The organism is Paenibacillus sp. YSY-4.3, assembly GCF_054767475.1.
Genome location: NZ_BAABMC010000002.1, coordinates 1 through 25,068, shown reverse-complemented (window position 1 = coordinate 25,068; position 25,068 = coordinate 1). Strand labels below are relative to the sequence as shown.

Annotated in this window: 18 protein-coding genes, 2 pseudogenes and 1 riboswitch; of the genes and pseudogenes, 17 read left to right on the top strand and 3 right to left on the bottom strand. The window is 51.2% G+C overall.

Annotated elements, in window-relative coordinates:
- Positions 1-17 precede the first annotated feature (17 nt).
- From fabI to ACYUJT_RS06955, 4 genes are all read left to right on the top strand, one after another.
- A complete protein-coding gene (gene fabI, locus ACYUJT_RS06970) occupies positions 18-788 on the top strand; it encodes an enoyl-ACP reductase FabI (protein WP_460319880.1) in 771 nt (256 codons plus the stop codon).
- 205 nt (positions 789-993) lie between these two features.
- A complete protein-coding gene (locus ACYUJT_RS06965; RefSeq protein WP_460319878.1) occupies positions 994-1,845 on the top strand; it encodes an inositol monophosphatase family protein in 852 nt (283 codons plus the stop codon).
- Between the two features lie 59 nt (positions 1,846-1,904).
- Complete coding sequence (locus ACYUJT_RS06960; protein WP_460319876.1) at positions 1,905-2,156, top strand: hypothetical protein; 252 nt, start codon at positions 1,905-1,907, stop codon at positions 2,154-2,156.
- Positions 2,157-2,283: 127 nt separating this feature from the next.
- Complete coding sequence (locus tag ACYUJT_RS06955) at positions 2,284-3,564, top strand: stalk domain-containing protein (protein WP_460319873.1); 1,281 nt, start codon at positions 2,284-2,286, stop codon at positions 3,562-3,564.
- Positions 3,565-3,664: 100 nt separating this feature from the next.
- On the opposite strand, the gene ACYUJT_RS06950 is transcribed toward ACYUJT_RS06955, so the two are convergent.
- Together ACYUJT_RS06950 and ACYUJT_RS06945 are read right to left on the bottom strand one after the other, a co-directional pair.
- Positions 3,665-4,978 carry a glutamate-1-semialdehyde 2,1-aminomutase gene (locus tag ACYUJT_RS06950; protein WP_460319871.1) on the bottom strand — a complete coding sequence of 438 codons (1,314 nt, stop codon included), beginning with the start codon at positions 4,976-4,978 and terminating at the stop codon, positions 3,665-3,667.
- 43 nt (positions 4,979-5,021) lie between these two features.
- Positions 5,022-6,104, bottom strand: coding sequence for an LCP family protein (locus tag ACYUJT_RS06945; protein ID WP_460319869.1), 1,083 nt, complete (start codon positions 6,102-6,104; stop codon positions 5,022-5,024).
- Positions 6,105-6,238: 134 nt separating this feature from the next.
- Here ACYUJT_RS06945 and bcp point away from each other — a divergent pair, with 134 nt between their 5' ends.
- The 6 genes from bcp to guaA all read left to right on the top strand — a co-directional run bounded on the left by bcp (position 6,239) and on the right by guaA (position 14,389).
- On the top strand, positions 6,239-6,709 hold the full coding sequence (bcp, locus tag ACYUJT_RS06940; protein ID WP_460319867.1) for a thioredoxin-dependent thiol peroxidase: 471 nt from the start codon (positions 6,239-6,241) through the stop codon (positions 6,707-6,709).
- Between the two features lie 90 nt (positions 6,710-6,799).
- The gene (locus tag ACYUJT_RS06935; protein ID WP_460319865.1) at positions 6,800-8,116 is read left to right on the top strand and encodes a polysaccharide deacetylase; all 1,317 of its coding nucleotides are present in this window, start codon (positions 6,800-6,802) and stop codon (positions 8,114-8,116) included.
- Between the two features lie 94 nt (positions 8,117-8,210).
- Positions 8,211-9,179 carry an AAA family ATPase gene (locus tag ACYUJT_RS06930; RefSeq protein WP_460319863.1) on the top strand — a complete coding sequence of 323 codons (969 nt, stop codon included), beginning with the start codon at positions 8,211-8,213 and terminating at the stop codon, positions 9,177-9,179.
- Entirely contained in the window at positions 9,176-10,459 is a 1,284-nt protein-coding gene (locus tag ACYUJT_RS06925) for a DUF58 domain-containing protein (RefSeq protein ID WP_460319861.1), read from the top strand. The genes ACYUJT_RS06930 and ACYUJT_RS06925 overlap by 4 nt, the downstream gene beginning before the upstream one ends.
- Complete coding sequence (locus ACYUJT_RS06920; RefSeq protein WP_460319859.1) at positions 10,446-12,773, top strand: transglutaminase-like domain-containing protein; 2,328 nt, start codon at positions 10,446-10,448, stop codon at positions 12,771-12,773. The genes ACYUJT_RS06925 and ACYUJT_RS06920 overlap by 14 nt, the downstream gene beginning before the upstream one ends.
- Before the next feature lie 77 nt (positions 12,774-12,850).
- Positions 12,851-14,389, top strand: a complete 1,539-nt coding sequence (guaA, locus tag ACYUJT_RS06915) for a glutamine-hydrolyzing GMP synthase (RefSeq protein ID WP_460319856.1) — start codon at positions 12,851-12,853, stop codon at positions 14,387-14,389.
- Positions 14,390-14,690: 301 nt separating this feature from the next.
- Here the strand turns inward: guaA and ACYUJT_RS06910 are convergent, their stop codons facing one another.
- The gene (locus ACYUJT_RS06910) at positions 14,691-15,605 is read right to left on the bottom strand and encodes an arginase family protein (RefSeq protein WP_460319854.1); all 915 of its coding nucleotides are present in this window, start codon (positions 15,603-15,605) and stop codon (positions 14,691-14,693) included.
- A 105-nt stretch (positions 15,606-15,710) separates the two neighbouring features.
- On the opposite strand from ACYUJT_RS06910, the pseudogene ACYUJT_RS06905 reads away from it, so the two are divergent.
- From ACYUJT_RS06905 to ACYUJT_RS06875, 7 genes and pseudogenes are all read left to right on the top strand, one after another.
- Positions 15,711-16,045: pseudogene (locus ACYUJT_RS06905) on the top strand (winged helix-turn-helix transcriptional regulator).
- Positions 16,046-16,099: 54 nt separating this feature from the next.
- Positions 16,100-16,566: pseudogene (locus tag ACYUJT_RS06900) on the top strand (DUF4111 domain-containing protein); the annotation flags it as partial.
- A gap of 379 nt (positions 16,567-16,945) precedes the next feature.
- A riboswitch (purine riboswitch) is annotated at positions 16,946-17,045 on the top strand.
- Between the two features lie 189 nt (positions 17,046-17,234).
- The gene (locus ACYUJT_RS06895; protein WP_460319852.1) at positions 17,235-18,608 is read left to right on the top strand and encodes an NCS2 family permease; all 1,374 of its coding nucleotides are present in this window, start codon (positions 17,235-17,237) and stop codon (positions 18,606-18,608) included.
- A gap of 192 nt (positions 18,609-18,800) precedes the next feature.
- A complete protein-coding gene (locus tag ACYUJT_RS06890) occupies positions 18,801-22,685 on the top strand; it encodes a phospholipid carrier-dependent glycosyltransferase (RefSeq protein WP_460319850.1) in 3,885 nt (1,294 codons plus the stop codon).
- Between the two features lie 82 nt (positions 22,686-22,767).
- Positions 22,768-23,778 (top strand): glycosyltransferase family 2 protein, encoded by a 1,011-nt coding sequence (locus ACYUJT_RS06885; RefSeq protein WP_460319848.1) that lies wholly within the window; start codon positions 22,768-22,770, stop codon positions 23,776-23,778.
- Positions 23,768-24,214: a GtrA family protein gene (locus ACYUJT_RS06880; RefSeq protein ID WP_460319846.1), complete on the top strand. Its 447-nt coding sequence runs from the start codon at positions 23,768-23,770 to the stop codon at positions 24,212-24,214. Before ACYUJT_RS06885 ends, ACYUJT_RS06880 begins: the two co-directional genes overlap by 11 nt.
- A gap of 280 nt (positions 24,215-24,494) precedes the next feature.
- Positions 24,495-25,068: hypothetical protein (locus ACYUJT_RS06875; RefSeq protein ID WP_460319844.1), on the top strand; the 574-nt coding region annotated here is incomplete at its 3' end.

The following is a 25,068-nucleotide window of genomic DNA, read 5'->3' as shown; positions in this document are numbered from 1 at the left end:
TGGAGGTATGTTCTAATATGGGAGATTTACTCGCAGGAAAAAACATTATCGTAATGGGCGTCGCTAACGACCGCAGTATCGCATGGGCCATCGCTCAAAGCTTGGCCGCTCAAGGAGCGCGTTTGGCATTTACATACGAGAGCGAGCGGGTGGAAGGCCGGGTGCGCAAGCTGGCCGAGACGATTCCAAATTCGCTCATTCTTCCTTGCAACGTGACGGTTGATGAAGAAATCGATCGCCTGGCGGAATCCTTGAAAAGCGAAGTCGGCGTACTGCATGGCGTCGTGCACAGCATCGCCTTTGCGAAGGCGGAGGACTTGGCCGGTGAATTCGCGGATACGTCCCGCGAAGGCTTTGCGCTGGCGCACGATATCAGCGCATATTCGCTCGTAGCCGTATCGAAGCGCCTTGCTCCGCTAATGACAGAAGGCGGCAGCATCATGACGATGACTTACATGGGCTCCGAACGCGTCATGCGCAATTACAACGTGATGGGCGTTGCCAAGGCGGCGTTGGAAGCATCCGTTCGTTATCTGGCGAACGATCTTGGTCCGAAGAACATCCGCGTTAATGCGATTTCCGCGGGGCCGATCCGTACGCTTGCAGCCAAGGGCATCAGCGATTTCAACTCGATCCTGAAGCAGGTTGAGGAGAAAGCGCCTCTGCGCAGAACGACTGAAACCGCGGAAGTGGGCGACACGGCGATGTTCCTGATTAGCCATCTCTCCCGCGGTATTACGGGAGAAGTTATATTTGTCGACGGCGGTTATAATATCGTCGGCGCATAAGTAAGATGATTGGTGGGGAAAGTTCGTTTCCGAAGCAGACGCAGCGCTTTGGTCACGGGCTTTTTCCATAAAGGAAGGGAAATCGGGTCAAGCCGCCCGAATCAATCTGGGACGGGGTAGATGGAAGCAACTTTGAAGAGTTCAAGACGTATAGTTTAACGAGAAGAGATTTACAAGATTAAGATAGAAAGTAGAGTGAAATCTAGTGGAACCAATCGACAACGTGGTGGGCAGTAAAAGTCCGACAGCTGTAGCGATCAACTCCGCATCCAAAGCGGGGGAATGGATTAAGAGCAAGCTTGGCATGTTCAAACAACTAGATACGAAGCTATCCCCACAGGATTTGGTGACGGATGTAGATAAAGGCGCAGAGCTGATGATCCGCAAGCTGATCCTTACTCATTTTCCCGATCACGAGATTTTGGGTGAGGAAGGGGTGCCGCCAGGTGTTGCCGCTTCAGAAGCGGCTCTGGCCAAAGCGAGATCCTCGGAATACTTATGGATTGTCGACCCGGTGGACGGCACGACGAATTTCGTTCACGGCTTTCCGTTCTTTTGTGTGTCAATCGCGTTGGCTTATCGCGGAGAAGTTATCGTTGGCGTGATTTATGATCCGCTGCGGGATGAACTGTTTGTAGCCGAGAAAGGCAAAGGCGCGTACGTGCACGGTAATCCTACCCGGGTGTCGGAGGATGCGGAGCTATCCGGCAGTGTAGTAGCCGTTGGTTTCAATCCGGATCGTCAGTTTGCGCTTCCGACCAATATGATGGGTATTAACGCTTTGGCTTTGCAGACGCGCAGCATCCGGGCAGGGGGCTCCGCCGCGCTGCATCTTGCTTATGTGGCAGCAGGCCGTTTGAGCGGGTATTATGAAGTAGGGCTCAATGCTTGGGATGTGGCGGCAGGCGCCCTGCTTGTAAAAGAATCCGGAGGAATCGTAACAGACACGTCAGGGAACCCTTATGATCTCGGCGTGCGTCACCTGGTGGCGACAAACGGCAAGATTCACGACGAGCTGCTGCAGTCCCTGAAGGATGCGGGCGCAACGGGCATGTAGCAAGATGATTTCTATTCTGTAATTCCTTAATGCATTTTAGGATGAAGGAGTGTATCAGGATGAGCGAAGATCGCGAGAAATTAGAGAAGGAGCTTAGCGAGCTGCTGAGTGATGCCGAGGAGCGCAGTGAGGAGGAGCGGCAGGAAGAGACGCGCAAGAGCCTGCCTCACAAGTACGAAATCCGCATTCAAACGGAGCTTGACCCGATTGTGGAGGAAACGCTGAAATACCGCAGCATGGCAAAGGAAATCGACGGCAGATATGACGAGTATTTGAAGAAGACCGCGCGTGACATCAAGGGCCCTGAATAATTCGGGGCCTTTAATTTCAGCTGAAGCACCCGCAATCACTGAAGTGTCTAACGATAGACTCTAATTGGCTTTGAGCTTGCCAGGCTGCGCATGATAGGGAGTGGAGAAGTAATTGTTTGCTAGAGGAATGGGGATACGATGTTCGGCAGCCAGCCTGCTAATGCTTGCAATCCTGCTGTGTTTTCCGGTGAATTGCCTGACTGCCGCCTCGCGTTCAATGGCCGGGGGCCAAGCTCACGAGCGGGCTATAGTAGTTCAGATGGAGGAGAAGGCCTACCATATCGTTGCGTTGGGCGACTCGATCAGTGCAGGTTATGAGCCGGGCATGGATGAGAAGAGCGTTCCTTACGGCTATGTTGAACGGCTTAGGGAGCAGGGGTTGTATTACGGCCGGACGAAAGTTCATAATTACGGAATTTTGGGACTGACCAGCAGCGGACTTAAAAATTATGTATCCGCCATTCAAAGCGGCGGAGTGATAAAGCCCGAAGCGATTCAACGCGGCTTGCCTGATCCGCGCGTTTCTGCTTTTGCTGCGGGAATCGCCGATACCCGGGCGGCATTGGAGCAGGCGGATCTGATCACGATAACGATCGGCGGCAACGATCTGTATAGTTTGCTTACTGCGAACTACAGCCCAGCGGAAATTGAAGCTAAGGGGCGGGAGCTTCTGGATGCTTATACGCTCAACGTACGGGAAGTTATCGATGATTTGACAGCGATCAATCCAAGCGCCCAAATCATTCTGATGGATCAATACCAGCCTGTACCTAAAATCATTGTTGGTTCGGTGTATAATTATTTAGAGAATGCAGCGGATACATTTACGGCCGCGGTTGAAGGAATCGCTGGCGAATATGCCAGCCAGGGCATGCTCGTGAAGGCAGTTCATGTGGCGGAGGCTTTCAAGGGGCATGAAGTCGCGCTGACACATATTTTGCCGGGAGGAGACATTCATCCGAACCAGGCGGGGTACGAAGCGATTGCTAAGGTCGTATCCGAGGAGGTATGGGGAAGCTACCGGATGAACGATGGTTTGAAGGAGGGCGTGCCGCTTCATGTCGTGGTAAAGGGCAAGAAGCTGCAAACGCCGTATGCTCCGGTGCTTCGCAATGACCAGACTTTCCTGGCGCTCAAGGACATTACGGAGGCGATTGGAGCTTCCGCAAAATGGGACAGCCGCAGCAGCACGGCTACGGTGACATACGGCGAACGAACGGTCGTCATCCCGGTCGGCTCGAGCAAAGTCATCGCGAACGGCGAGCCGGTCGCTACGAATAGTCCGGCCTTTCTGAACAAAATTGGCCAAGAATCAAAAACCTACGTTCCCTTAGCTGTGCTTGCACAAGGTCTGGGATTGGACGTGCAGTACTCCGAGAAGACCAAAACGGTATTTATAAATTTATAATCTCACGGTTTTAGCCAGGATCAATAGGAGAAGGGCGCCCCGCATATTCGTGTGGGACGCCCTTCTCTTGTCTATTTAAGCTCATAATCAATCGTAAATTCTATTTGCCGCTGATCTCGCGGAAGGAAGCCTCCGCCGCTTCCAGCGTGAAATCAATATCCTCGTCCGTATGGGCAGTCGTCAGGAACCAGGCCTCGTATTTGGAAGGAGCAAGATTAACGCCCCGGTTCAGCATGGCCCGGAAAAAGGCCGCGAACAGGTCGCCGTCCGTATCCTGCGCCTCCTCATAGTTGGTTACCGGATGGCTGCAGAAGTGCGTTGAGAATGCTCCAGCAATGCGATTAATCGTCAGCGGAATGCCGTAACGGTTCGCCGAATCCGCCAGCCCGTTTGTCAGCTTGACGGCCAGGCGCTCCATTTTCGGGTAGACGCCTTCCTCTTGTAATACTTCCAGGCAGGCGATTCCCGCTGAGATGGAAGCCGGGTTGCCGGCCATCGTTCCGGCCTGATATGCCGGGCCGAGCGGCGCAACTTGCTCCATGACTTCTTTGGTGCCGCCGTATGCACCGATTGGCAGTCCGCCACCGATGATTTTACCGAGTGCGGTCAAATCGGGCTGGATCGCCTCGTGATTGGCCAGACCGTCAAACGTCTGGGCCGAGCCATAATGGAGGCGGAAGGCGGTGATGACCTCGTCATAAATGACGAGCGCGCCATATTGCCGTGCAAGTCTGCAGAGGTCCTCGAGGAAGCCATCCTTCGGCATGACCATGCCGAAATTGCCGACGATCGGCTCGACCATAACTGCGGCTACGTCGTCGCCCCATTTATCCAGGGCGGCCTGGAGGGCCCCGGCATCGTTAAACGGCACGGTGATCACCTCATGAGCGATGCTGGTCGGGATACCGGCGCTGTCAGGAATGCCGAGCGTGGAAGGCCCGGAGCCTGCAGCTACAAGCACGAGATCGGAATGGCCATGATAGCAGCCGGCAAATTTGATGATTTTATTGCGTTTCGTATAGGCGCGGGCTACGCGGATGGTCGTCATGACCGCCTCCGTTCCGGAGTTGACGAAGCGGACCTTGTCCATAGAAGGAATCGCGCTCTTCAACATTTTGGCCAGTGTAATCTCCAGCTCGGTAGGCGTGCCATACAATGTGCCGTTAGCCGCTGCTTCCTGAATGGCGCGGGTTACATGTGGATGCGCATGGCCGGTAATGATCGGGCCGTAAGCCCCGAGATAGTCAACATAGCGGTTGCCGTCCACGTCCCAGAAATGAGAGCCAGCCGCTTTATTCATAAAAACGGGCGCCCCGCCCCCAACCGCTTTGAAAGAGCGGGAGGGGCTGTTCACGCCGCCGACGATATGCTTGAGAGCTTCTTCGTATAAATGTTCTGATTGAATCCGGTTCATGAGGTACATCTTCCTTTCAAGTAGGTGTTTAGCGGATCAATGATCAATTCCGGAACATATCCGCAGCAGGAGGTGATCCGGAACTGGAGCCTGTGCCGGTACTCGTTCCCTGGCCTGATTCCGCTCCTGCTGGGTTGTTGCCACTATTGCTTTCCTCTTCAGACTCCTCCGGCGCGTTAAACACATCCTGAACGAATTGCTTCAATTCATCCTCGCTTCGAATGCCTATTACATCAGAGCCGCTCACTTTCTTTTCCACGACCAGCTTCATCGGAGGAATTTGCTCGCTGCCTGCCATGTTGCTGTCATAGGCGACAGTGGCCAGCTTCCACATATCGTTGATCGTCAAATTCGTATCGATATACGGATTCACTTTCTCCAGTATCGATGGAAGCTTCATAATCGAGGTTGTCGATATCATTTTCTCGGCTACCGCTTTAAGGAAATTGCGCTGCCGTTCTGTCCGCGTATAGTCGGAAAGAGCGTCATGGCGGAAACGGACGTACTGCAGGGCTGAGTTGCCGTCGAGGTGCTGCTGGCCTTTTTTCAAATCGATATCGTATTCATGGTTGTCGGCCTTGCTTGTATAGCGCATGTCCTTCTCCACATAGAAGTCCACGCCCCCGATGGCATCCACGAGCTCGATAAAGCCTTGGAAGTCCGTATAGACGTAATATTGAATCGGTATGCCGAGCAGCTCAGAGACCGTCTCCATCGCTTTGTTTGGCCCATGGGTAATGGCGGCGTTGATGCGGTCCGACCCGTACCCTGGTATTTTAATATAGGTATCACGCATAATAGAGAACAGGTAGGCTTTCTTCTTCACGGGATCGATGGAGGCGACCAACATCGTGTCGGACCGGGGAACCTCTCCCTTCTTCAGTCCGCGGGCGTCCACGCCCATCAGCAGGATATTGACCTGCTCGGTGCCCTCCCATTTCGGCGGTTCGGCTTCCTTCTTGGTCTCGACCGGCTGAACGTTGTAGAAGGGCGAGTCCTCGCCTTTTTTTTGGAATTTATCAACTTGATTATAAATGGCGATAAAATAGTAAGCCGCAACGGCTGCGATGGCGACTAGAATTCCGGTGATGGACCAGATGATCGTCCTTTTCGTGCGTTTCGTCATATTGTTCGTTCCTTTCGGTAGATAACGATGAGAACCGTCGTAATTTGGATGTATCACATACCCATACATTATAATTTCTTTTGTAGGTACAATCAATTTTCGTATTTGTGAAGTTAGAAAGGGGTTAAGGCAGCATGGTTGATATGCAAGTTCAAGTAGGAGAAATGGTTCCCGATTTCCAACTTCCCGCGGATGGGGGAGAAAAGATCGCATTAAGCGAATTCCGCGGCCGCAAGGTCGTTCTATATTTTTATCCGAGGGATATGACGCCGGCTTGCACGCAGCAGGCCTGCGATTTTCGCGATCAAAGCGAAGCGCTGCTGGAGCAGGGAGCCGTAGTTCTCGGCATCAGCGGGGACTCCGTGAAGTCGCATGATAAATTCAAAGCGAAGCATGGGCTGACTTTTCCGCTGCTTGCGGATGAGGATCACCGCATCAGCCGGATGTTCGGCGTATGGCAGTTGAAGAAACTGTACGGCCGCGAATATGAAGGAATCGTGCGCTCGACCTTCCTGATCGATGAGGAGGGTAGGCTGCAGAAGGAGTGGCGCGGCATCCGGGTGGCCGGACATGTGGAGAAGGTGCTGGAGGCTCTGCGGAAATAAGATATTTTGCCGTAGTCTAATTTGCATCAAGTGTTCATATAATCTACCAGAAACTCAATGAATTGATATAATCGCGGAGGTAGATTTTATATGAATACAAAATGGCTGGCCGGATTTCCGATGTTTCGCCTGATTACCGTAGTAATGGCTATCGTTCTTATCGTATCCTTCATTCCTCATTCCGAAAGCCGAAGCGTGATGCCTGAGGCAGCCGCCCAGTCCTCTGAGGATACGGCAGCTGCTTCTGTGGCCCCCGCCGCATCGGCGACGCTTGATGCCAGAACAATCTCTTCCAAAGAATCTTCTGTAAGATCCGCATCCATATCTCTTTCGAAACCTAAAGAAGCAAGCAAAGTAATATATCTTACCTTTGATGACGGTCCTAGCAAATGGACGGACGACGTACTGGCCATATTGAAAAAAGCTGACGTGCCGGCCACGTTCTTCGTGCTTGGCGAGCAGGCCAAACGGTTCCCGGAGATCATTAACCGGATCGACGAGGCCGGACACGCGATCGGCAACCATACTTACAATCATAAATATGATGAGCTGTATGCCAGCTTCGGCGTTTTCTGGTCCCAGATCAAGGAGACGGAGGAGGTGCTCCGTAATATTACAGGAAAACGTACCCCGCTTGTCCGGGCGCCCGGTGGAACGTATGGCCATTTCGATACGGCTTATTTCCAGCTGCTGGAGCAGGGCGGTTATAAAGTATTCGACTGGAGCCTGGACAGCGGCGACTCTAAGCGCAAAGGGGTTCCCGCTGCGGAAATCATCAAAAATGCAACTCCCGCCAAACCGGGAAGCTCTGTCACATTGCTGATGCATGACGGTGCCGGACACGAGGAGACCGTTAAAGCTCTGCCTAAAATCATTGACTACTATAAGTCGCTTGGTTATGAATTTCGCGCCATAACTCCCGAGGTTTCAACTGTTCAATTTGCTGTAGCTCCCAAAATGAAGAACAGCAAGCGGCCGCAGCCTTCAAGCACATGGATTCAGGCCCATATCGTGCCTAACGCAGCCTTATTCGCCCCTGGGGAGCCGCTGTATATCGAGGCAGGAGGCTTAGAGACGAGGCTTGCGGTTGGCGAATACGAGCTGCGGGGCGGACAATACCGGGTACCGCTGCGGACAGCCATGGAACGGCTCGGAGCCGAAGTACGCTGGAACGAGAGAGATAAAAGCGCGGTTGTAACTTGGGGGGATACAAGGATCATTGTCAGCTCGGCGGACGACACGATCGTCGTCGAAACTCAAGGGGAAATGACAGAGAGGTATACCACAACTCTGGAATGGAGGAACGGGCTCATATGGCTGCCGCTGCGTACGCTGCTGGAGGTAACCGGGCATGATATTATGTCTGTTTCCGCCAATACGCAGGAGCGGCGGGTACGGGCGTCTTGATGGAAGGATAGTTTCTCTTACATACGTCTATTTTCGGTAGGTTCTGGCGACAATGGTTGGTAGAATAGCGACCGGAAATGGAGGTAGCCAGGTTATGATAGATCATTATTCAGCGGATTTGCTCGGGAAGCTGGTAAACCGGGCAGACAGCGTAATTATAGGAAAAAGAAAGGAAATCGAGCTTGCCGTCGTCTGCATGCTGCAGGGCGGACATATTCTGCTCGAGGATGTGCCTGGGGTTGGCAAGACGCTGCTGGTGCGCACGCTCGCGGCTTGTCTTGGCGGCACGTTTGGAAGAATTCAGTTTACCTCGGATCTGATGCCCTCCGACGTAACCGGGGTGTCGGTGTACCGAGCCCAAACCGGACAATTCGAGTTCCGGCCGGGTCCAGTCATGGCGCATATTGTGCTTGCCGACGAGATTAACCGCGCGGCTCCGCGAACCCAGTCCGCTTTGCTGGAGGCGATGGAGGAGCGCAAAGTGACGGTAGACGGGGTTACCCATTCGCTGCCGAAGCCTTTTTTGCTGCTGGCGACGCAGAACCCTTTGGATTACGAAGGGACTTACCGATTGCCGGAAGCCCAGCTTGACCGGTTCTTGATGCGCATTTCACTTGGTTATCCGGATCCTGAGCAAGAGGTGGAGATGCTTGGCCGTATGCAGGAAGGGATCCCTATTGAAGATATCCGCCCCGTGTTATTGCTTGAGGAGATGGTGCAGCTGCAGCGCCAGGTCAGAAAGGTGCTTGTTGATGACCGGATCAAACAATATTTAGTGGCGATTGCCCACGCCTCCCGCCGTCACCCCCAGCTTGCGCTCGGAATCAGTCCTCGCGGCACGTTGGCCTGGATGGGGGCCGCGCAAGCGATGGCCTACTATAAAGGACGATCTTATGTAATTCCTGATGACGCCAAGGCGGTAGCGCCGGCGGTACTGGCTCATCGGCTTAAGCTTAATCCCGAGACGAAATTGTCGGGGGTGCGTGGAGAAGATATTGTGGAGGATTTATTGTCTCAGGGCAAGGTCCCCGTATTTCAGCAACAGCGAGGAGCATCGTCATGACGGGCAGCGGCATTCGAGCTTGGATGGCGGCCGTACCGGTCATAGTAGTTCTGGGTGCACTCTACGTCTGGAAGGGGGGAGGGGCTTCGCTATTTCTTGTCCTGTTGGCGCTGCTTATTGGAGCCATGGGTGCTGCTATCCAACTGTGCGGGCCGAAAAAAGTCATTGTCCGTCGCACGTGGACACCTTCAGCCCCTTACGAAGGGGAGGAAATCGAGGTGACGCTCCATATCAGCCTGGAAGGCGGTATCCCTCCGCTTTGGGTTCAGGTTGATGATGATTTGGCAGGACATGAGCAAGAAGGCGGTAGGCTGCTGTTTACAGGATTTAAACGCTATTACAGTGGTACATACCGTTTGAGCGGGGTGACTCGCGGGCTGTACATCGAGGGAAGCACGACGGTCGCTTGGGGTGACGTGTTCGGCTGGTTCAAACGGATCCGCCATCTGAACGGAAGGGATAAGCTGCTCGTTCAACCGCTTCCACTCTTTATTGAGGCATGGGACGAACCGCAGGGAAGGAAGGACGGGGACGTCGGGAGACCCGATATATCATCCGAATATGCTCCGTTCTGGGGCAGCCGCTTAAGGTCCTATGAGCCAGGCGACCCGGTTAAATCGATCCATTGGAAAATAACAGCCCGCAGCGGCGAGCTGATTACCCGCGCTCCGGATGAACTATATGCACTGCCTGCTTGCTTGATTCTAGATACGGATCCAATATCGTATTTCGTTACAGGGCGGACGGAAATTTTTGAGGTAGCTGTGTCTGCCGCGGCAGCATGGCTGCATCGGCAGAGCGGGGGTGCGGATGCGTATTATTTTCGCCCAGGGCCGGGAAACGCCACGTTACAGCTAAACGGGAAAGAAGGATTGTATGAGGGGCTTGAGGTGTTAGCGCAGGCTCAGCTGGCAAATGAGCGGTGTACTCTTTCTTTGAGAGGAGCGGAGGTGTGGAATCATTTGGTTGTTCCTGGGCAGCGGATCACGGTGATTACCGGCAGCTTGAATTCAACGCTTGTCGCCAGGCTGCTGCAAATGGCTAACGCTGGAGCGGTACTGGATGTATGGTGTGCCGGAGAGGCCGGCGGCGTAGACGTAAACGGCTCTGTGGGCGAAGGGGCTAGCTTAGGGACCAGCAGTGCGGAGGATTCGGGGAACGCCGCAGGGCATTGGTCGGCTCAACTAAGCATGCACGGAATTCGGATGGTTCCGCTTCTGTATGAGGCTTCCGGACAGATGAAGCCGGATAGAGGAGGGAGAGACCATGGCATTGCCTAGCATGGGGCAGCAGGCTCGGGAGTTTCCCGTTCGTTCCGCGAAGCAGGAGGCCATTCGGCCGTGGCTGCACAGAGTCGCGGTTTCACTGCTGTTGTATGCTCTCTTTGCGGAATGTTTGTATCCTCTTTACTCCATAGTGATTGAGCATGAGAGAAGTGTCATTGACGTCTTCCTGTACCTGACAGGCGCTCTTCTTCTGGCAAGCTGCCTGCGGCTGGCCCCGTGGGTGCAGGCTTTGTTATGCTTGACGCTCATTGGAGGGACATTGTTCTATTTGTTTGGGTTGCAGGAAGGAATCTCCTGGTTCAACGGATATGGAACCATTGTGGCTCAGGATATCGCTGCGACAATTCAAACGGGGCGGCTGAACGAAGCGAGCCCGGAGTCGCGGATGCTGCTATTGCTGATCGGGTGGGGCCTTCTAGTTGTATCTGTCCAGATGCTGGCCGTCGGTCGGCAGACGATTTTGCTGTTTCTGTCGGTCGTCATCGTTTATTTGCTGACGATTGAGCTGATCTTCGAGGCCCCGATATTTTTTAACCTGGTGCGTGCAGCGGGAATTGGCCTCGGGCTTCAGAGCTACGCGTTTGCAATGCAACTGAGAGAACAAGGGTATATCAAGCAGAAACCTTCATTAAAGAATGGAAAATCATACAAAGAGCATGCTTATAAAATAATGGCTCTCCTCACGGTTGTGGGACTTCTTGTTTGCGCTGCTGGGTTGTGTCTCTTGCTTCCAGCCCAGCCGGTTCAGCAGCAGCCTTTGCAGGCATTAATCAAAAGCCTTCGAGGCTGGTACGAAAAGGAGGGATTGGCCGAAGCAAGCGTGGCGACCTCGAGTGTATCGGGCTACGGACGGGATGACGGTGAGCTTGGTGCGCCGCTGCAGCTGCGATGGGATACGTATTTTACAGCAAAATCCCCGGTTTCTGTATATTGGCGGGGGGAGAGCAAAAGCGTGTACACCGGCCGCGGTTGGCTTCAACCTGCAAGGGGAGAGGAAGTGCTTGAGAGCAGTGAGGGATTAAGCTTGCTGCCTCAGGACGATGATATCGCGGGTCTCAGCACAATCAGGCAGACGATCACGTTCCAGAAGCCGGTCACTAGACAGATGCCGCTGCTGAGCGGAGGCACTCCTGTTCAAGTCGACCGCGTGTTTGCCGAGGATGGCACGAGCATCCCGTTTGTCGCTAGGCTCGACCAAGCTGCTGGAGCCATCTATTTGAACAAGGCCGGACAAGCTCAGCAGCCTCTCCCGGTGGAAGGGATTCAAGGCTATGAGCTGACGGTCATTCGGCCGCCGGCTGCAGGCGGGCACCTAAGGCAGCGGCAAGGTAGTGAGCCGGCATCGATTAGCGAGAGATATTTGCAATTGCCGGATAGCTTGCCGGAACGCGTTCGGGCGCTGGGTCAAACGCTAGTCCGGGATGCGGACAACCGCTATGATGCGGCAATGGCCGTCGCTAAATATTTGAAGCAGCATTATTCCTACAACTTGAATTCGGCCATTCCGCCAGCGGATGAGGATTTTGCCGATCGCTTTCTGTTTGTCGACCGCCAAGGGTATTGCGATCATTTCTCTACGGCCATGGTCGTACTGCTGCGCAGCGGCGAAATTCCTGCCCGCTGGGTCAAAGGCTTCACGCCTGGCGAGCGCAGCAAGGAAGAACCTGACTCATATACGATATCGTATGCGGATGCCCATGCTTGGGTGGAGGTGTATTTTCCGGGAGAAGGCTGGGTGCCGTTCGACCCGACACCGGGATACGATTCCGTGATGTCGGCCTCAACGGGGATGGGTGCACAACTATTGCCCGTGTGGATTCAAAAAATTGCCGGTAGTGCACAGAGGCTGCCTACAGCGATAAAATCTATTCTGGATCACGGGTTTCTCACCCTATGGGAATCGCTAGCAAAAGCGCCTCTGATTTGGACTGCCGGATTGCTTGTCGTCTGGCCATCGGTTTGGCTCATCCTATGGATAGGCAGAAACAGTTCGGTATGGCGCAATTTATTGACACTGCGACGGATGATTGCCCGGCCGCGCAGCCGCTTTCCTGATCAGAGGCTGCTGCTGCATGTTGCCGATCGGGTCTGGCAGCAGATTTACCGAGTATATGGAAATAAGCCGGAAGGCATGACCGCGAGAGAATACGTTGACTTTCTTTCTGCTCAAGAAAAGGCCAATCTAGGCAAATTAGAGGAGTTTGTCCGGGAATGGGAAATACTCTATTATGGAGGATTAAGGCCCGACCGGATGAATAGCCGAAATTTTCTGGAGTTATGCCGAAATTTGGCTCTGCGCCGTGGATAAGATGTCTTCCGAACTTTCTTGACGACTTCTTTTGTCGTTTCGTATAATTAGGTTCATGAATTGAGGGAGGCTCGGTAATGAATAAGCCAAATGAATTGATTGTCGTTCTTGATTTTGGAGGGCAGTACAATCAGCTGATAGCAAGAAGAATTCGCGATTTGGGTGTATATAGCGAATTGTTGCCATACAATACTTCGGCAGAGCGGCTGCGGGAAATGGCCCCTAAGGGCATCGTTCTCTCTGGCGGTCCTTCCAGTGTGTATGCAGAAAATGCACCGCAAATTGACCCTGCTGTGTATGACATCGGTGTGCCGATTTTCGGAATTTGTTACGGAATGCAATTGATGGCGCATCAGCTCGGCGGCAAGGTAGAACGTGCGGCTAAGCGCGAATACGGGAAGGCCGACGTAAACTTCGCTGAGCATTCGGCGCTGACGAAAGGCCTGGAGTCGAAGCAAACGGTATGGATGAGTCATGGCGACCATGTCGTGGAACTGCCGGAGGGATTCGTCGTCGATGCATCGACGGAGCATGCTCCGATCGCTGGATTCGCGAATAAGGAGCGTCGATTGTACGGCGTTCAGTTCCATCCGGAGGTACGCCACTCCGTGCATGGTAACGAAATGATCCGCAATTTCCTGTATGAAATTTGCGGATGCGAAGGCAACTGGAGCATGGAGACGTTCATCGAGGATGCGATTCAGGATATCCGTACACAGGTCGGCGATAAGAAGGTACTTTGTGCGCTGAGCGGTGGCGTTGATTCCTCCGTTGTTGCGATGCTCATTCACAAGGCTATCGGCGACCAATTAACGTGCATGTTCATCGACCATGGACTGCTGCGCAAAGGCGAAGCCGAGAGCGTAATGGAGACGTTTGTCGGCAAATTCGACATGAAGGTTGTCAAAATCGATGCGCGCGAACGCTTCCTGTCCAAGCTGGCAGGCGTTGATGACCCCGAGCAAAAACGGAAAATTATCGGCAACGAGTTCATCTACGTGTTCGAGGAAGAATCGAAGCAGTTCGATGATTTCGCATTTTTAGCGCAAGGTACGCTTTATACCGATATCGTAGAGAGCGGTACGGCGACGGCTCAGACGATCAAGTCTCACCACAACGTCGGCGGACTGCCTGAAGACATGAAGTTCGAGCTCGTTGAGCCGCTAAAGGCCTTGTTCAAGGACGAGGTTCGTAAAGTGGGCGAGGAGTGCGGGCTGCCATCGGAAATCGTATGGAGACAGCCGTTCCCTGGACCGGGTCTGGCCATTCGCGTATTGGGCGAAGTCACGGAGGACAAGCTAAAAATCGTTCGCGATTCCGATTACATTCTGCGCGAAGAGATCGCTAAAGCAGGTCTTGATCGCGAAATTTGGCAGTATTTCACGGCGCTTCCGAACATGAAGAGCGTTGGGGTTATGGGCGATGCCCGGACATACTCCTACACCGTCGGCATTCGTGCGGTAACATCCATTGATGGCATGACCGCCGACTGGGCGCGCATTCCGTGGGATGTGCTGGAGAAAATCTCCGTACGCATCGTCAACGAAGTCGACAACGTCAACCGCATTGTGTATGACATCACATCGAAGCCGCCGGCGACGATTGAGTGGGAGTAATTCACTAAGAGCATAAAATGAATAGGTTCTCCGCCAAAATTCCGCTAGAGGAAATGGAGAAAAATGAGGGATATTGTGTAAAAGCAATATCTCTTTTTTTGTTTCCTAAGATATTTTTAGGCAATATCGGCAAAGGAAAGGGCAAGATGTGGCAGAAAACCATTTTCGCGCACTGGGCTTAAAAGATATTTGTGATTTACCTGTTGATTCTAATTCTCATAAAGATAGTGTTTTATTTTTATGGGCGTCATAACTTCATGGGGATACATGTTCAAAACGGTTGCTTTAATGACTTAGATTATCAATCATTCAGAATTGGAAATTCCTCAAGCATCTTCTTTAAATTGATAGCATCCCATGGCATATGCTCTGTAATGCCTAAGCCCACTACTTCTGTTGTTTCGGAAAGCTCCTTCATTATACGAATCAGTTGTGTACGTTGCAGGGAGCCAGCTGCTGAGAAGTTATAATCTTCATCAGGATTAGCGAACAATAAGGAACGAAAGGATGATGGATCCAATACATCTAAATCAAGATGAATGGCTAGATGCTTGATATCATTTTCCTTAATCCAGTTCTTTATTGAATCCGTACTTTTAGCAAGCTCATCTGCATTAGCTGTTCTAATACCTAGTCTATTAATCAGTTCATCCTCGGGTTCCTCTGGATAAACACCTGCTTTTTCAATTTCTTCTACAATTCGCTTTTCTTCGTCCTGAGATGGAGTTGCTAGACCAGCGATAAATACATTCTCTGGTTTCAGTGGAGTTTTTACTAGACTTGAAAATTGCTTGTCGCCCTCGCCTAGTAGATTTCCAAGTGGAAGTGTATGTCCATTGTCATATCCCACAAATCTAACAAGATCACTATGAGCATCAATCCATATGACCCCTAGATTTCCTCCGTAACGTTCGTTTAAATAGGCGAAGGGTGCCTGTTCCACAAGACAGTCTCCACCTAACATCACAACCCGATCCGGCTTGTGAGCTTCTAGGAGATGGTGTGCGGCTGTTAATTGCTCAAATAGTTGTGTTCTTCCATTCATGCCATCCTCCTTTTCAAGCGAATCCCCGTCAAAAGCTTGTACCGGGACTTCAATAAGAGGCTGATTATTTTTTGGGGCAAGCCATGCAAGTAACTCAGCTCCAAATGAATAATGTGGGTTATTTCCTCCTTGCCATTGGGGCATAAGCAGTCGTATAGTCTTTTTAGTCATTATGCTCTCTCCTTTATTTGGAATAATGTTAGTTTACAATGCAAAGTAAACCTAAGAAAAGTACGCACTTTTTGGATAGATACTACCAGAAAGGATAGTGATTATATGAGTATGGCTGAATATAAAGGTAAAGTGAAGAACATTCAAGATACCCCTTTTGGATATACAATGTCTATTATTGGTGGCAAGTGGAAGATGGTTATTACCTATCTTCTAGCTGAAAATGAGCAATTCGATTTAATGAATTAAAAAGGCAGATAGGTGCGATTACGTATCGAACATTAAGTGCTCAATTAAAAGAATTAGAGACCGATGGATTGGTTCATCGTGAAGAATTCCCCCAATTCCCGCCCAAAGTTGTCTATAGTTTAACGCCAAAAGCTAAATCTCTCCTACCTGTCTTGGAAAGTCTGTGTGAGTGGGGAGTAGAAAATCAGTAAAAAGTAGCGATATGATGTATATTGCTTCTGAAAATGATGTTATTCGTATTGTAGGTAGTCTTTATCAAGAAGGGCTCAATTATCCTGATCACGATGACCCGAATAACGGACAGACTGATGCTTATATCTGGAAAGATAGGAAACACAGATTCTGTGAGACCCCTTGAAGTCACGGTTATCAACTACGGAGATGTTGGATTAGGAAGTCTTTACCGGGGTTAATTGAGGGGGCCAAGGGTGACGAACGCAACGTAGCTTTAACCTTAGCCAGAATGTGGCTGACAGTGGCTGTTGGTGAAATTTCACCAAAAGATGTAGCTGCAGAATGGGCTATACCTCGGTTGCCTAAAGAACATGCGGCTTTACTTGATTTAGCTAGAAAAGCCTATCGGGGAGAGTATGTTGATAATTGGGAAGGACTGGACTCCGAGGTGATAGCATTCGTTAATCATATGAAAAATACAATTTGTGATCAACTTGTATCATCGCCAGGCATGGATGCTTTCCAGCAATTCGTATAGAGGCCTTTTTTAATGATATGGTATTGCGGCATTAGGAAAATGATCAGCCAGGCCTTGATGATATCAGGGCCCTGTGTGATGAATTGCTGGAGGTCAACAAGGCGTATTTGTCACAATTTAACTAATGTTTGTTATTGATCTCGATTAAAGAACCGTTCGGGGCGTTCAGCCCTGGACGGTTTTTAGTGCTCTTGTTGCTTGAGAAAGCGAATTTTGTCAATCTTCAGAGAATCCTGTCGAATAAGATTCAACAAATCACGAACAATTTTCGTGATTGGTTTTAAAAACATTCGCTTTTTATGTTGACAATCTGAGTCTTCAAGCCTAGAATAAGTCATGTAATAAGTCTTTGAAACAAGACTTGTACGGGAAAATTCGACAAATTCAAATAAATGCTTTTCGTATAATTCCGGGAATTGGCCCGGAAGTCTCTACGAGGTCACCGTAATGATCTAGCTACGAAAAGAAGACATCGGAACATGTCTGCGATTGAATGGATGCGGATGGTTAACGATCCTGCCCGGTAACGGGCGGACGATTTAACTGCTGCTTCTCATTTCAGCCCAAGCATGACTCCGGTATCTTCTGCTCAGCACGGGACCCGGGGATGTATTGTCGCTCCGGGCTTTTTGTCGTTCCCGACTCATTCTAAGGAGGAATTATTAACCATGGATCGGTTCTTTAAACTTAAGGAACACGGCACTAATGTAAGAACGGAAATTATTGCAGGTATTACAACGTTCATGACGATGGCTTACATCCTGTTCGTGAACAATCTGTTCTTGGGCCCGGGTGGTGCGGGTATCCCTTCAGACGGTGTATTCTTTGCTACTGCGGTCGGTGCGGGTCTGATTACGATCCTCATGGGATTGTTCGTTAACATCCCAATTGCGCTTGCCCCAGGTATGGGTCTGAATGCGTACTTCATGACCGTCGTTCTCAGCTCTAACGGAGCAATTACATGGCAAGCGGCTCTAGGTGCTGTCTTCATCTCAGGTATTATCTTCCTGATCCTTACGGTGACGAAAATTCGTCAAATGCTCCTTGTGGCAGTGCCAGAAAGCATTAAGTCTGCCATTACAGTCGGTATCGGTCTTTTCGTAGCTATTATCGGTTTCAAAATGAGCAACCTGGTCGGCATCAATTTGAACGGACCTGTTGAAGACTTTACCCAACAGGTGCCAGGAAGTTTCTTCAACCTGGGTCTCGGTGATTTCGTACACGATTCCGGTGTGCAATTGACATTGATCGGTCTGATTCTGATCGCTATTCTTATGGCGCTTCGCGTTAAAGGCGCATTGCTGATCGGTATCGTGGCAACGACGTTGATCGGTATTCCGATGGGCGTAACCAATGTTAGCGGATTGTCCGGCGCAAGCTGGTTCCCGAACGTAAATGAGCTGGCTGTAGGCAAGCTCGATATTATGGGCGCGCTCAAGCTGGGATTGTTTGAAATCGTATTGGTGTTCACTTTCGTTGAATTGTTCGACACGTTTGGTACCTTGGTAGGTACGGCAACGCGTGCCGGATTGATGAAGAATAAAGAAGAAGGCGAGAAGAAGATCGGTAAAGCGATGCTGGTTGATGCGGCTGGTGTTAGTGCCGGTGCACTTCTCGGTACGAGCACGATCACTTCTTATGTCGAAAGTACAGCTGGTGTTGCTGAAGGCGGACGTACGGGACTAACAGCAGTAACAACAGGCGTTCTGTTCTTGCTCGCATTGTTCATCGCTCCTCTTGCAGGTGTGGTACCTTCCGCAGCAACGGCACCAGCGTTGATCATCGTAGGTGTGCTGATGATGGGACAAGTCCGCAATATCGAGTGGGATGATTTCCTTCATGCATTCCCTGCGTTCCTGACGATTGTGCTTATGCCGTTTACTGGTGGTATCGCCAACGGTATTTCGGCGGGTATTATCTCTTACGTAGTTCTTGGCGCTTGCAGCAACATCTTTACGAACAAGAAGGTTAAAGTTCACTGGTTAATGTGGGTGCTTGCGATTCTTGTGCTCTGCCGCTACATCTTCTTGGGTGCCGAGTAATATAGCGCAGCCTGAAAATAAATTAATATAGTAGGTTTTGATTCGGAATTTCCAAGACTGGCCGCTCATGCGGCTGGTCTTTTTTTTATATACTTCGAATCTATGAATTTGTAGGCATAATCTCTGATTCCTTACGTATATTGGTACAAGCATAGAATGACAGATCAATACTCGTATGGGGTGGAATTGGACATGCCAAGTTTTGCGAAGCGGGCAGCGGTGCTGCTGGCCATCGGTATTCTTGCGATATTTACGCATTTTGAGCCAGGAACGGTTCGCGCATTGGAACTTAACCTGGTGCAGAATCCCGGGTTTGAGCTAGGAGACTCGGAAGTTCCTGATTCTTGGGAGATGGATCGCTGGTCCAGGGAGGAAGGAGTAAGCCGGTTTGGTGTAGACCGGGGGGATGCGCATAGCGGAGAACAGTCGGCCTGGATCGAGAATGTACAGCCTGATCATGCCAAATGGGTGCAGCGGATTCCGGTGGAGCCAAGCTCTACATATTTGATTTCCGCCTGGATCAAAGTGCTGAGCATCGGGGACGGAGAGGTTGGCGCGAATATTTTTCCGCTTGGTGTAGGCGGGGGGTATCCGGATATTAAGGAGCCGCCCGGCGAATGGCGGCAGATACAGTTCTATGGTGTCACTGGCCCGGAGCAGAGGGAGCTGAAAATCGCCGCAGCGATCGGCGGTTACGGAAGACTCAACACAGGCAAAGCCCTGTTTGACGATATTAGCGTCGAAAAGGTGGAGGGGCTGCCGAACGGAATAACTGCTTTGCCGCTGGGCACAGACACTTCAGGAAATATCGGTGGCGAAGGTGCGGATAATCCTAACGAGGGGGCTGGACAAGGAGATGGCACGGCAAGTTCAGCGGTAACCTCCCAGGTCCCGATATTGCCGATTATGCTGTGGTCAGCACTGTTCGCTATCCTGTTTGCTTGGCTGTATCGCCGCATGATTGCGCAGAGTCACCCGCTGGATCGCGGAAGTCATTCTTATCGAGGATGGATGTTGCTTGCGCTGATTGCCGGACTGCTGCTTCGGATATGGATCGGGTATACAGTTCGCGGATTTGAGACAGATATGAATACCTTTATGAGCTGGGCCCGTCACGTTGTGGAGCGGGGCCTCGGAGGATTTTACAGCGAAGGAATTTTTGCCGATTACCCGCCGGGTTACATCTATATTCTGTACGTGTTAGGCCTAGTGCAAGAATGGCTTGGTTTGGGTTATGGGTCGGCAGGAGCAGCGCTGCTGTTCAAGCTGCCCTCGATCCTGGCGGATTTGGTTGCAGGATATCTCTTGTATCGCGCAGGACGCAGCAAATTTGGAGACAGAGTTGGCTGGGTTCTAGCGGTTATGTATTTGTTTAATCCGGCCGTGCTCATTAATTCTGCAGGCTGGGGGCAAGTGGATGCATTCTATGCCTTGTTCCTGATCAGTTCGTTGACGGCTCTAAGCGAGCGGCGTTTGGAGAAATCGGCGGTGTGGTTTGCAATTGCAGCGATCATTAAGCCGCAGACGTTTATTTTCGCACCGGTATGGCTGCTGGCGGTTCTCTACTACCGCTCCTGGAAACGCATTGCTGTCAGCGTGCTGCTTGGAGCTGTGACATTCGCCCTGCTAGCTCTTCCGTTTTTCTGGAATCAGGGAGGGCTGCCCGCTCTCATCAATTTATACAAAACAACGCTGGCCTCCTATCCTTACGCCACGGTTAATGCGTTCAACTTATATGCGCTTTTTGGCCATAACTGGGCTCCCCTTGATCAGCGGTGGCTGCTGCTTCCTTTCCGGACATGGGGGCTGCTGTTCATTTTGGCAGCTGTAGTTTATGCCATATATATATCCCTTCGCAGACGAGGGCGGGATTTGTCCAAAACATACTTCATTGCCCTGGCGCTCATCGTCATTGTGTTTGTAGCGGGAACAAAAATGCATGAACGTTATATGTTCCCGGCGCTCCTGTTATGTTTGTTCAGCTTCATTCAATCCCGGGATCGCCGTCTGCTCTATCTCTACCTCGGCTTCAGTCTGACGCAGTATGTGAACGTGGCTTATGTTCTGGGGTACCTGAACCTTGGCATGAGTCCGGGTAATGATGGGATCGTTCTGTTGTGCTCGCTCGCCAATGTGGTGTTGTTGGTATGTACGCTGGTAGTAGGATATCGCATTTATGTGCAAAAAAGACGCCAGCCGATCAAACATCAGGCCGGGGAGGTACAAGAAGCTAACGATGCTTTGCTATTGGCGGAGCTTGCTTCCAAAGGGAAATGGCAAGGCCTGTACAAAATCCGTTTCCAAAGCAGGGATTGGTTCTGGGTCAGCCTTGTTACTCTATTGTACGGGGCGCTTGCCCTATACCAATTGGGATCGGCGAAGGCGCCGGTTACCGAATGGAAGCCGACGAAGCCAGTCAGCTTCTACGTGGATTTTGGCGAGGCCATGACCGTAGAACGGGTAAACTTTTTCGGTGGTGCTTCAACGGGAGCGTTTAAATTGGAATTCGGAAATGACCCTGCAACTTGGGAGAAAACGATGGAGTTTCCCGAAGATATAGGTGCGGTATTCGCTTGGAAAAGCGAGGCTGTTGGCATGAAGGCCAGGTACGCTCGGTTTACGGTTGAGCAGATCGGTATTTCGCTGCATGAAGTGGCGTTTTATGAAGCGGGCCATAATAAGCCCATTCCTATAGCTGGCATTTACGATGGAACGCAAGGGGCGAGGGGGAGCGACAGAAGCGCTTTGTTATTTGATGAGGCTTCGACCGCGATAGTTTATCCCAGTTTTTTAAACGGCACTTATTTCGATGAAATATATCATGCCAGAACCGCATATGAATATTGGCATCATTTGCTTCCGTACGAAACGACGCATCCGCCGCTCGGCAAGCTGCTGATCGGACTCGGTATGCAGTTATTCGGGTTCAGCCCTTTGGGCTGGCGTATCACTGGGACTTTGTTTGGAGCAGCGATGCTGCCGCTGATTTACCGATTTGCCCTGCAGCTCTTCGGGCAGCGAAAATATGCTGTCATGTCTATAGTGCTCCTTGCGGCTGAGTTTATGCATTTTGCGCAAACGCGCATTGCGACGATTGACGTTTACGCCGTCTTTTTCATCCTGTTGATGTTTTATGGCATGAATCGTTATCTTCACATGAGCTTCCATAGGCAATCCCTCGGTAAAACGCTGATTCCCCTGTTCTGGTCAGGGCTGTTTTTCGGCATTGGGATTTCAACGAAGTGGATTGTGTTATATGGCGGCGCAGGGCTGGCAATGATGCTGTTTTTGTCTTTGCATCACCGCTATAAGGAATATGCGGCTGTCAAACGCAAATTGAAAGCGGCTGGCGGGAATGAAGGGCTAGAGCAGCGCGAGCTGTATCGTCGCATTCAGCTAGGATTCTGGCGAAAGACGCTGATTACTTTGGGCAGTTGCTGTATCTTTTTCGTGGTGATTCCTGCTGTGATCTACACCTTAAGCTATATTCCTGCTCTTGCTGCCACGGACGGAGGGTTCCATTTCGGCAATTTGATTCAGGCACAAAAAAATATGTTCGACTATCACAGCAGACTTGTAGGGAGTCATCCATTTGCTTCGTCTTGGTGGGAATGGCCTTTCATGAAGAGGCCCGTTTGGTTTTACAGTGCGCAGGGAGAAGCTGGTGGGCTTGCTAGGGGGATGGTGTCCAGCATCGTGACGATAGGCAACCCGCTGATTTGGTGGACCGGAATCGTCGCCATGGCTGCGGCGATAGGGCTAACCCTAAAGCGCAGAGAATTCGGGAAAACCGTAATTTGGATTGCATTTCTGGCGCAATATGTTCCTTGGATGCTTGTTACGCGGGAGACTTTCCTCTACCACTATTTTGCGATGGTCCCGTTTGTCATTGTAGCTATCGTGTATATTGCCAGCCTTGCTGAGCAAAAGTGGCCCCGCTTTAAGTACGTAAGGTATGCGTATATGGGCGCTGCGGTTCTGCTGTTCGCCATGTTCTATCCTGTACTGTCGGGGATGAAGGTGAATTCGGGATACATTGAGCATGTGCTGAGATGGTTTCCAACCTGGATATTCTAGTTCTATAAGGTGAGGTTTGTGGCTGGGAAAGCAGAGATGGCCAATGCCAATATGTAGTTTATAAGGTGAAGGAGGGACAATTATGGAAATAGGCTGCAGCGTTATCGTGCCGATGTTCAATGAAGAGGAAGTGATCGAGCATACGTACCATCGCCTGAAGCAGGTCATGGATTGCGTGGAGGAAGGTTATGAGATTATTTTCGTAAATGACGGAAGCCGAGATAGAACTGCCCAAATTGTTGAAGCGATTTGCCTTAAAGATCCGCACGTGAAGTTAATCCAGTTCTCTAGAAACTTTGGCCACCAGGTAGCGATCAGTGCCGGAATGGACTATGCCTCTGGCCGCTGCATCGTTATTATCGATGCGGATTTGCAGGATCCACCCGAGCTTATTCTAGAAATGCTCAGTAAGTGGAGGGAGGGTTATGAGGTAGTATATGGCAAGCGTATCAAACGCAAGGGCGAGAGCGTGTTCAAGAAAATGACCGCGTTGCTGTTTTACCGGCTGCTTGGGAGGATGACGAAGGTAGACATCCCGCTCGATACCGGAGATTTTCGCTTAATCGACCGGAAAGTATGCGACGTGCTGAAAAGTCTGAAGGAAAAAAACCGCTTTGTTCGCGGATTGGTAGGCTGGGTGGGCTTCCGGCAGACGAGTGTGGAGTATGTGCGTGATGAGCGTTTTGCTGGTGTCACGAAATACCCTTTGCGGAAAATGATCTCGTTTGCCTTGGATGGCATCACCTCTTTTTCGCATAAACCGTTAAAGATTGCTTCATATATCGGGGTCATGCTGTCGCTTTCCAGCTTCATCTACCTGTTCGTCGTATTGCTTCAGAAGTGGTTCGAACTGGGGACGGTTCCCGGATGGGCTTCTATCGTGGCGATTAACCTCTTCTTCAATGGGATTGTTCTCATGCTGCTGGGTGTGATGGGGGAATACATTGGGCGGATTTACGATGAGTCTAAGGATAGGCCGCTCTATATCGTTCGGGAGATTACGAACTTTCAGCGTGAGGGTGCAAATCCGGCTGCCCAGCCGCCATATGTGGCGGATGGAGTGAGGGAACAGGTGGGAGAGTATGCAGGATAGGAGGGATGGGCGTCTTACTGTACAGTTTTTTAAATTCAATGCTGTTGGGCTGATCAATACGGCGATTGATTTTGCGGTTTTTACTCTGTTGCTGTTTTGGGGGATCGGCAGCCTCGGGGCGCAGATTATTTCATACGCAGCTGGAACCTTGAACAGTTATGTCATGAACAAGAAAATTACATTTTCTGATCAGGAAGGCGGCCAAGGTGGACGAAGCAGTTTTATTATTAGGCAGTTTATTCGGTTTGCAGTGTTGAATGCGGCAGTTCTTGCTTTATCTTTAATGATGTTGTTCGTGCTGACTACGGTGGCTGGTTTTCACCCGCTAGCGTCAAAGGTGATGGTAACGGCTGTTACCGTATGCTTGAATTTTATAGGAAGCCGGAAATGGGTATTCGCCAAGCAGATTTATGGGCACGACAAAATGGAGGGATAAATGCCTTTGCTTTTTTACATCACAAGAAAAGCTACTATAGAATATATTTTTTGGAATTGATGAAATAGACAGGCATAAGTGCAGATGCAGCTCAATAAAGATGGATTGAGGAAATGTGAATTCATTATCGTATTGGAGTGGGGCTAATGAGGAGCAAGGCCAGGACAGTTATTGCCGCTACGCTTGCTGCTGGGTTGACGCTGGGCACGGCGAATACGGCGTTTGCAACGGCAGACGGATTGAGCGAAAATTCGATCGGACCAGAGATCGAAACGTACGAATGGTGCCCAACCCCGACACCAACGCCGAAGCCAACGCCGACACCGACACCAACACCAACGCCGAAGCCAACACCGACACCGACACCAACGCCAACGCCGAAGCCAACGCCGACACCGACACCAACGCCAACGCCGAAGCCAACGCCGACACCGACACCAACGCCGACGCCGAAGCCAACACCGACACCGACACCAACGCCAACGCCGAAGCCAACGCCGACACCGACACCAACGCCGACGCCGAAGCCAACGCCGACACCGACACCAACACCAACGCCGAAGCCAACACCGACACCAACGCCAACGCCGAAGCCAACGCCGACACCGACACAAACGCCAACGCCGAAGCCAACACCGACGCCGAAGCCAACACCGACGCCGAAGCCAACGCCGACACCGACACCGACACCAACGCCGACACCGACACCGACACCGACACCGACACCGACACCAACGCCGACGCCGAAGCCAACACCGACGCCGAAGCCAACGCCGACACCGACACCAACGCCGACACCGACACCGACACCGACACCGACACCGACACCGACACCGACACCGACACCGACACCG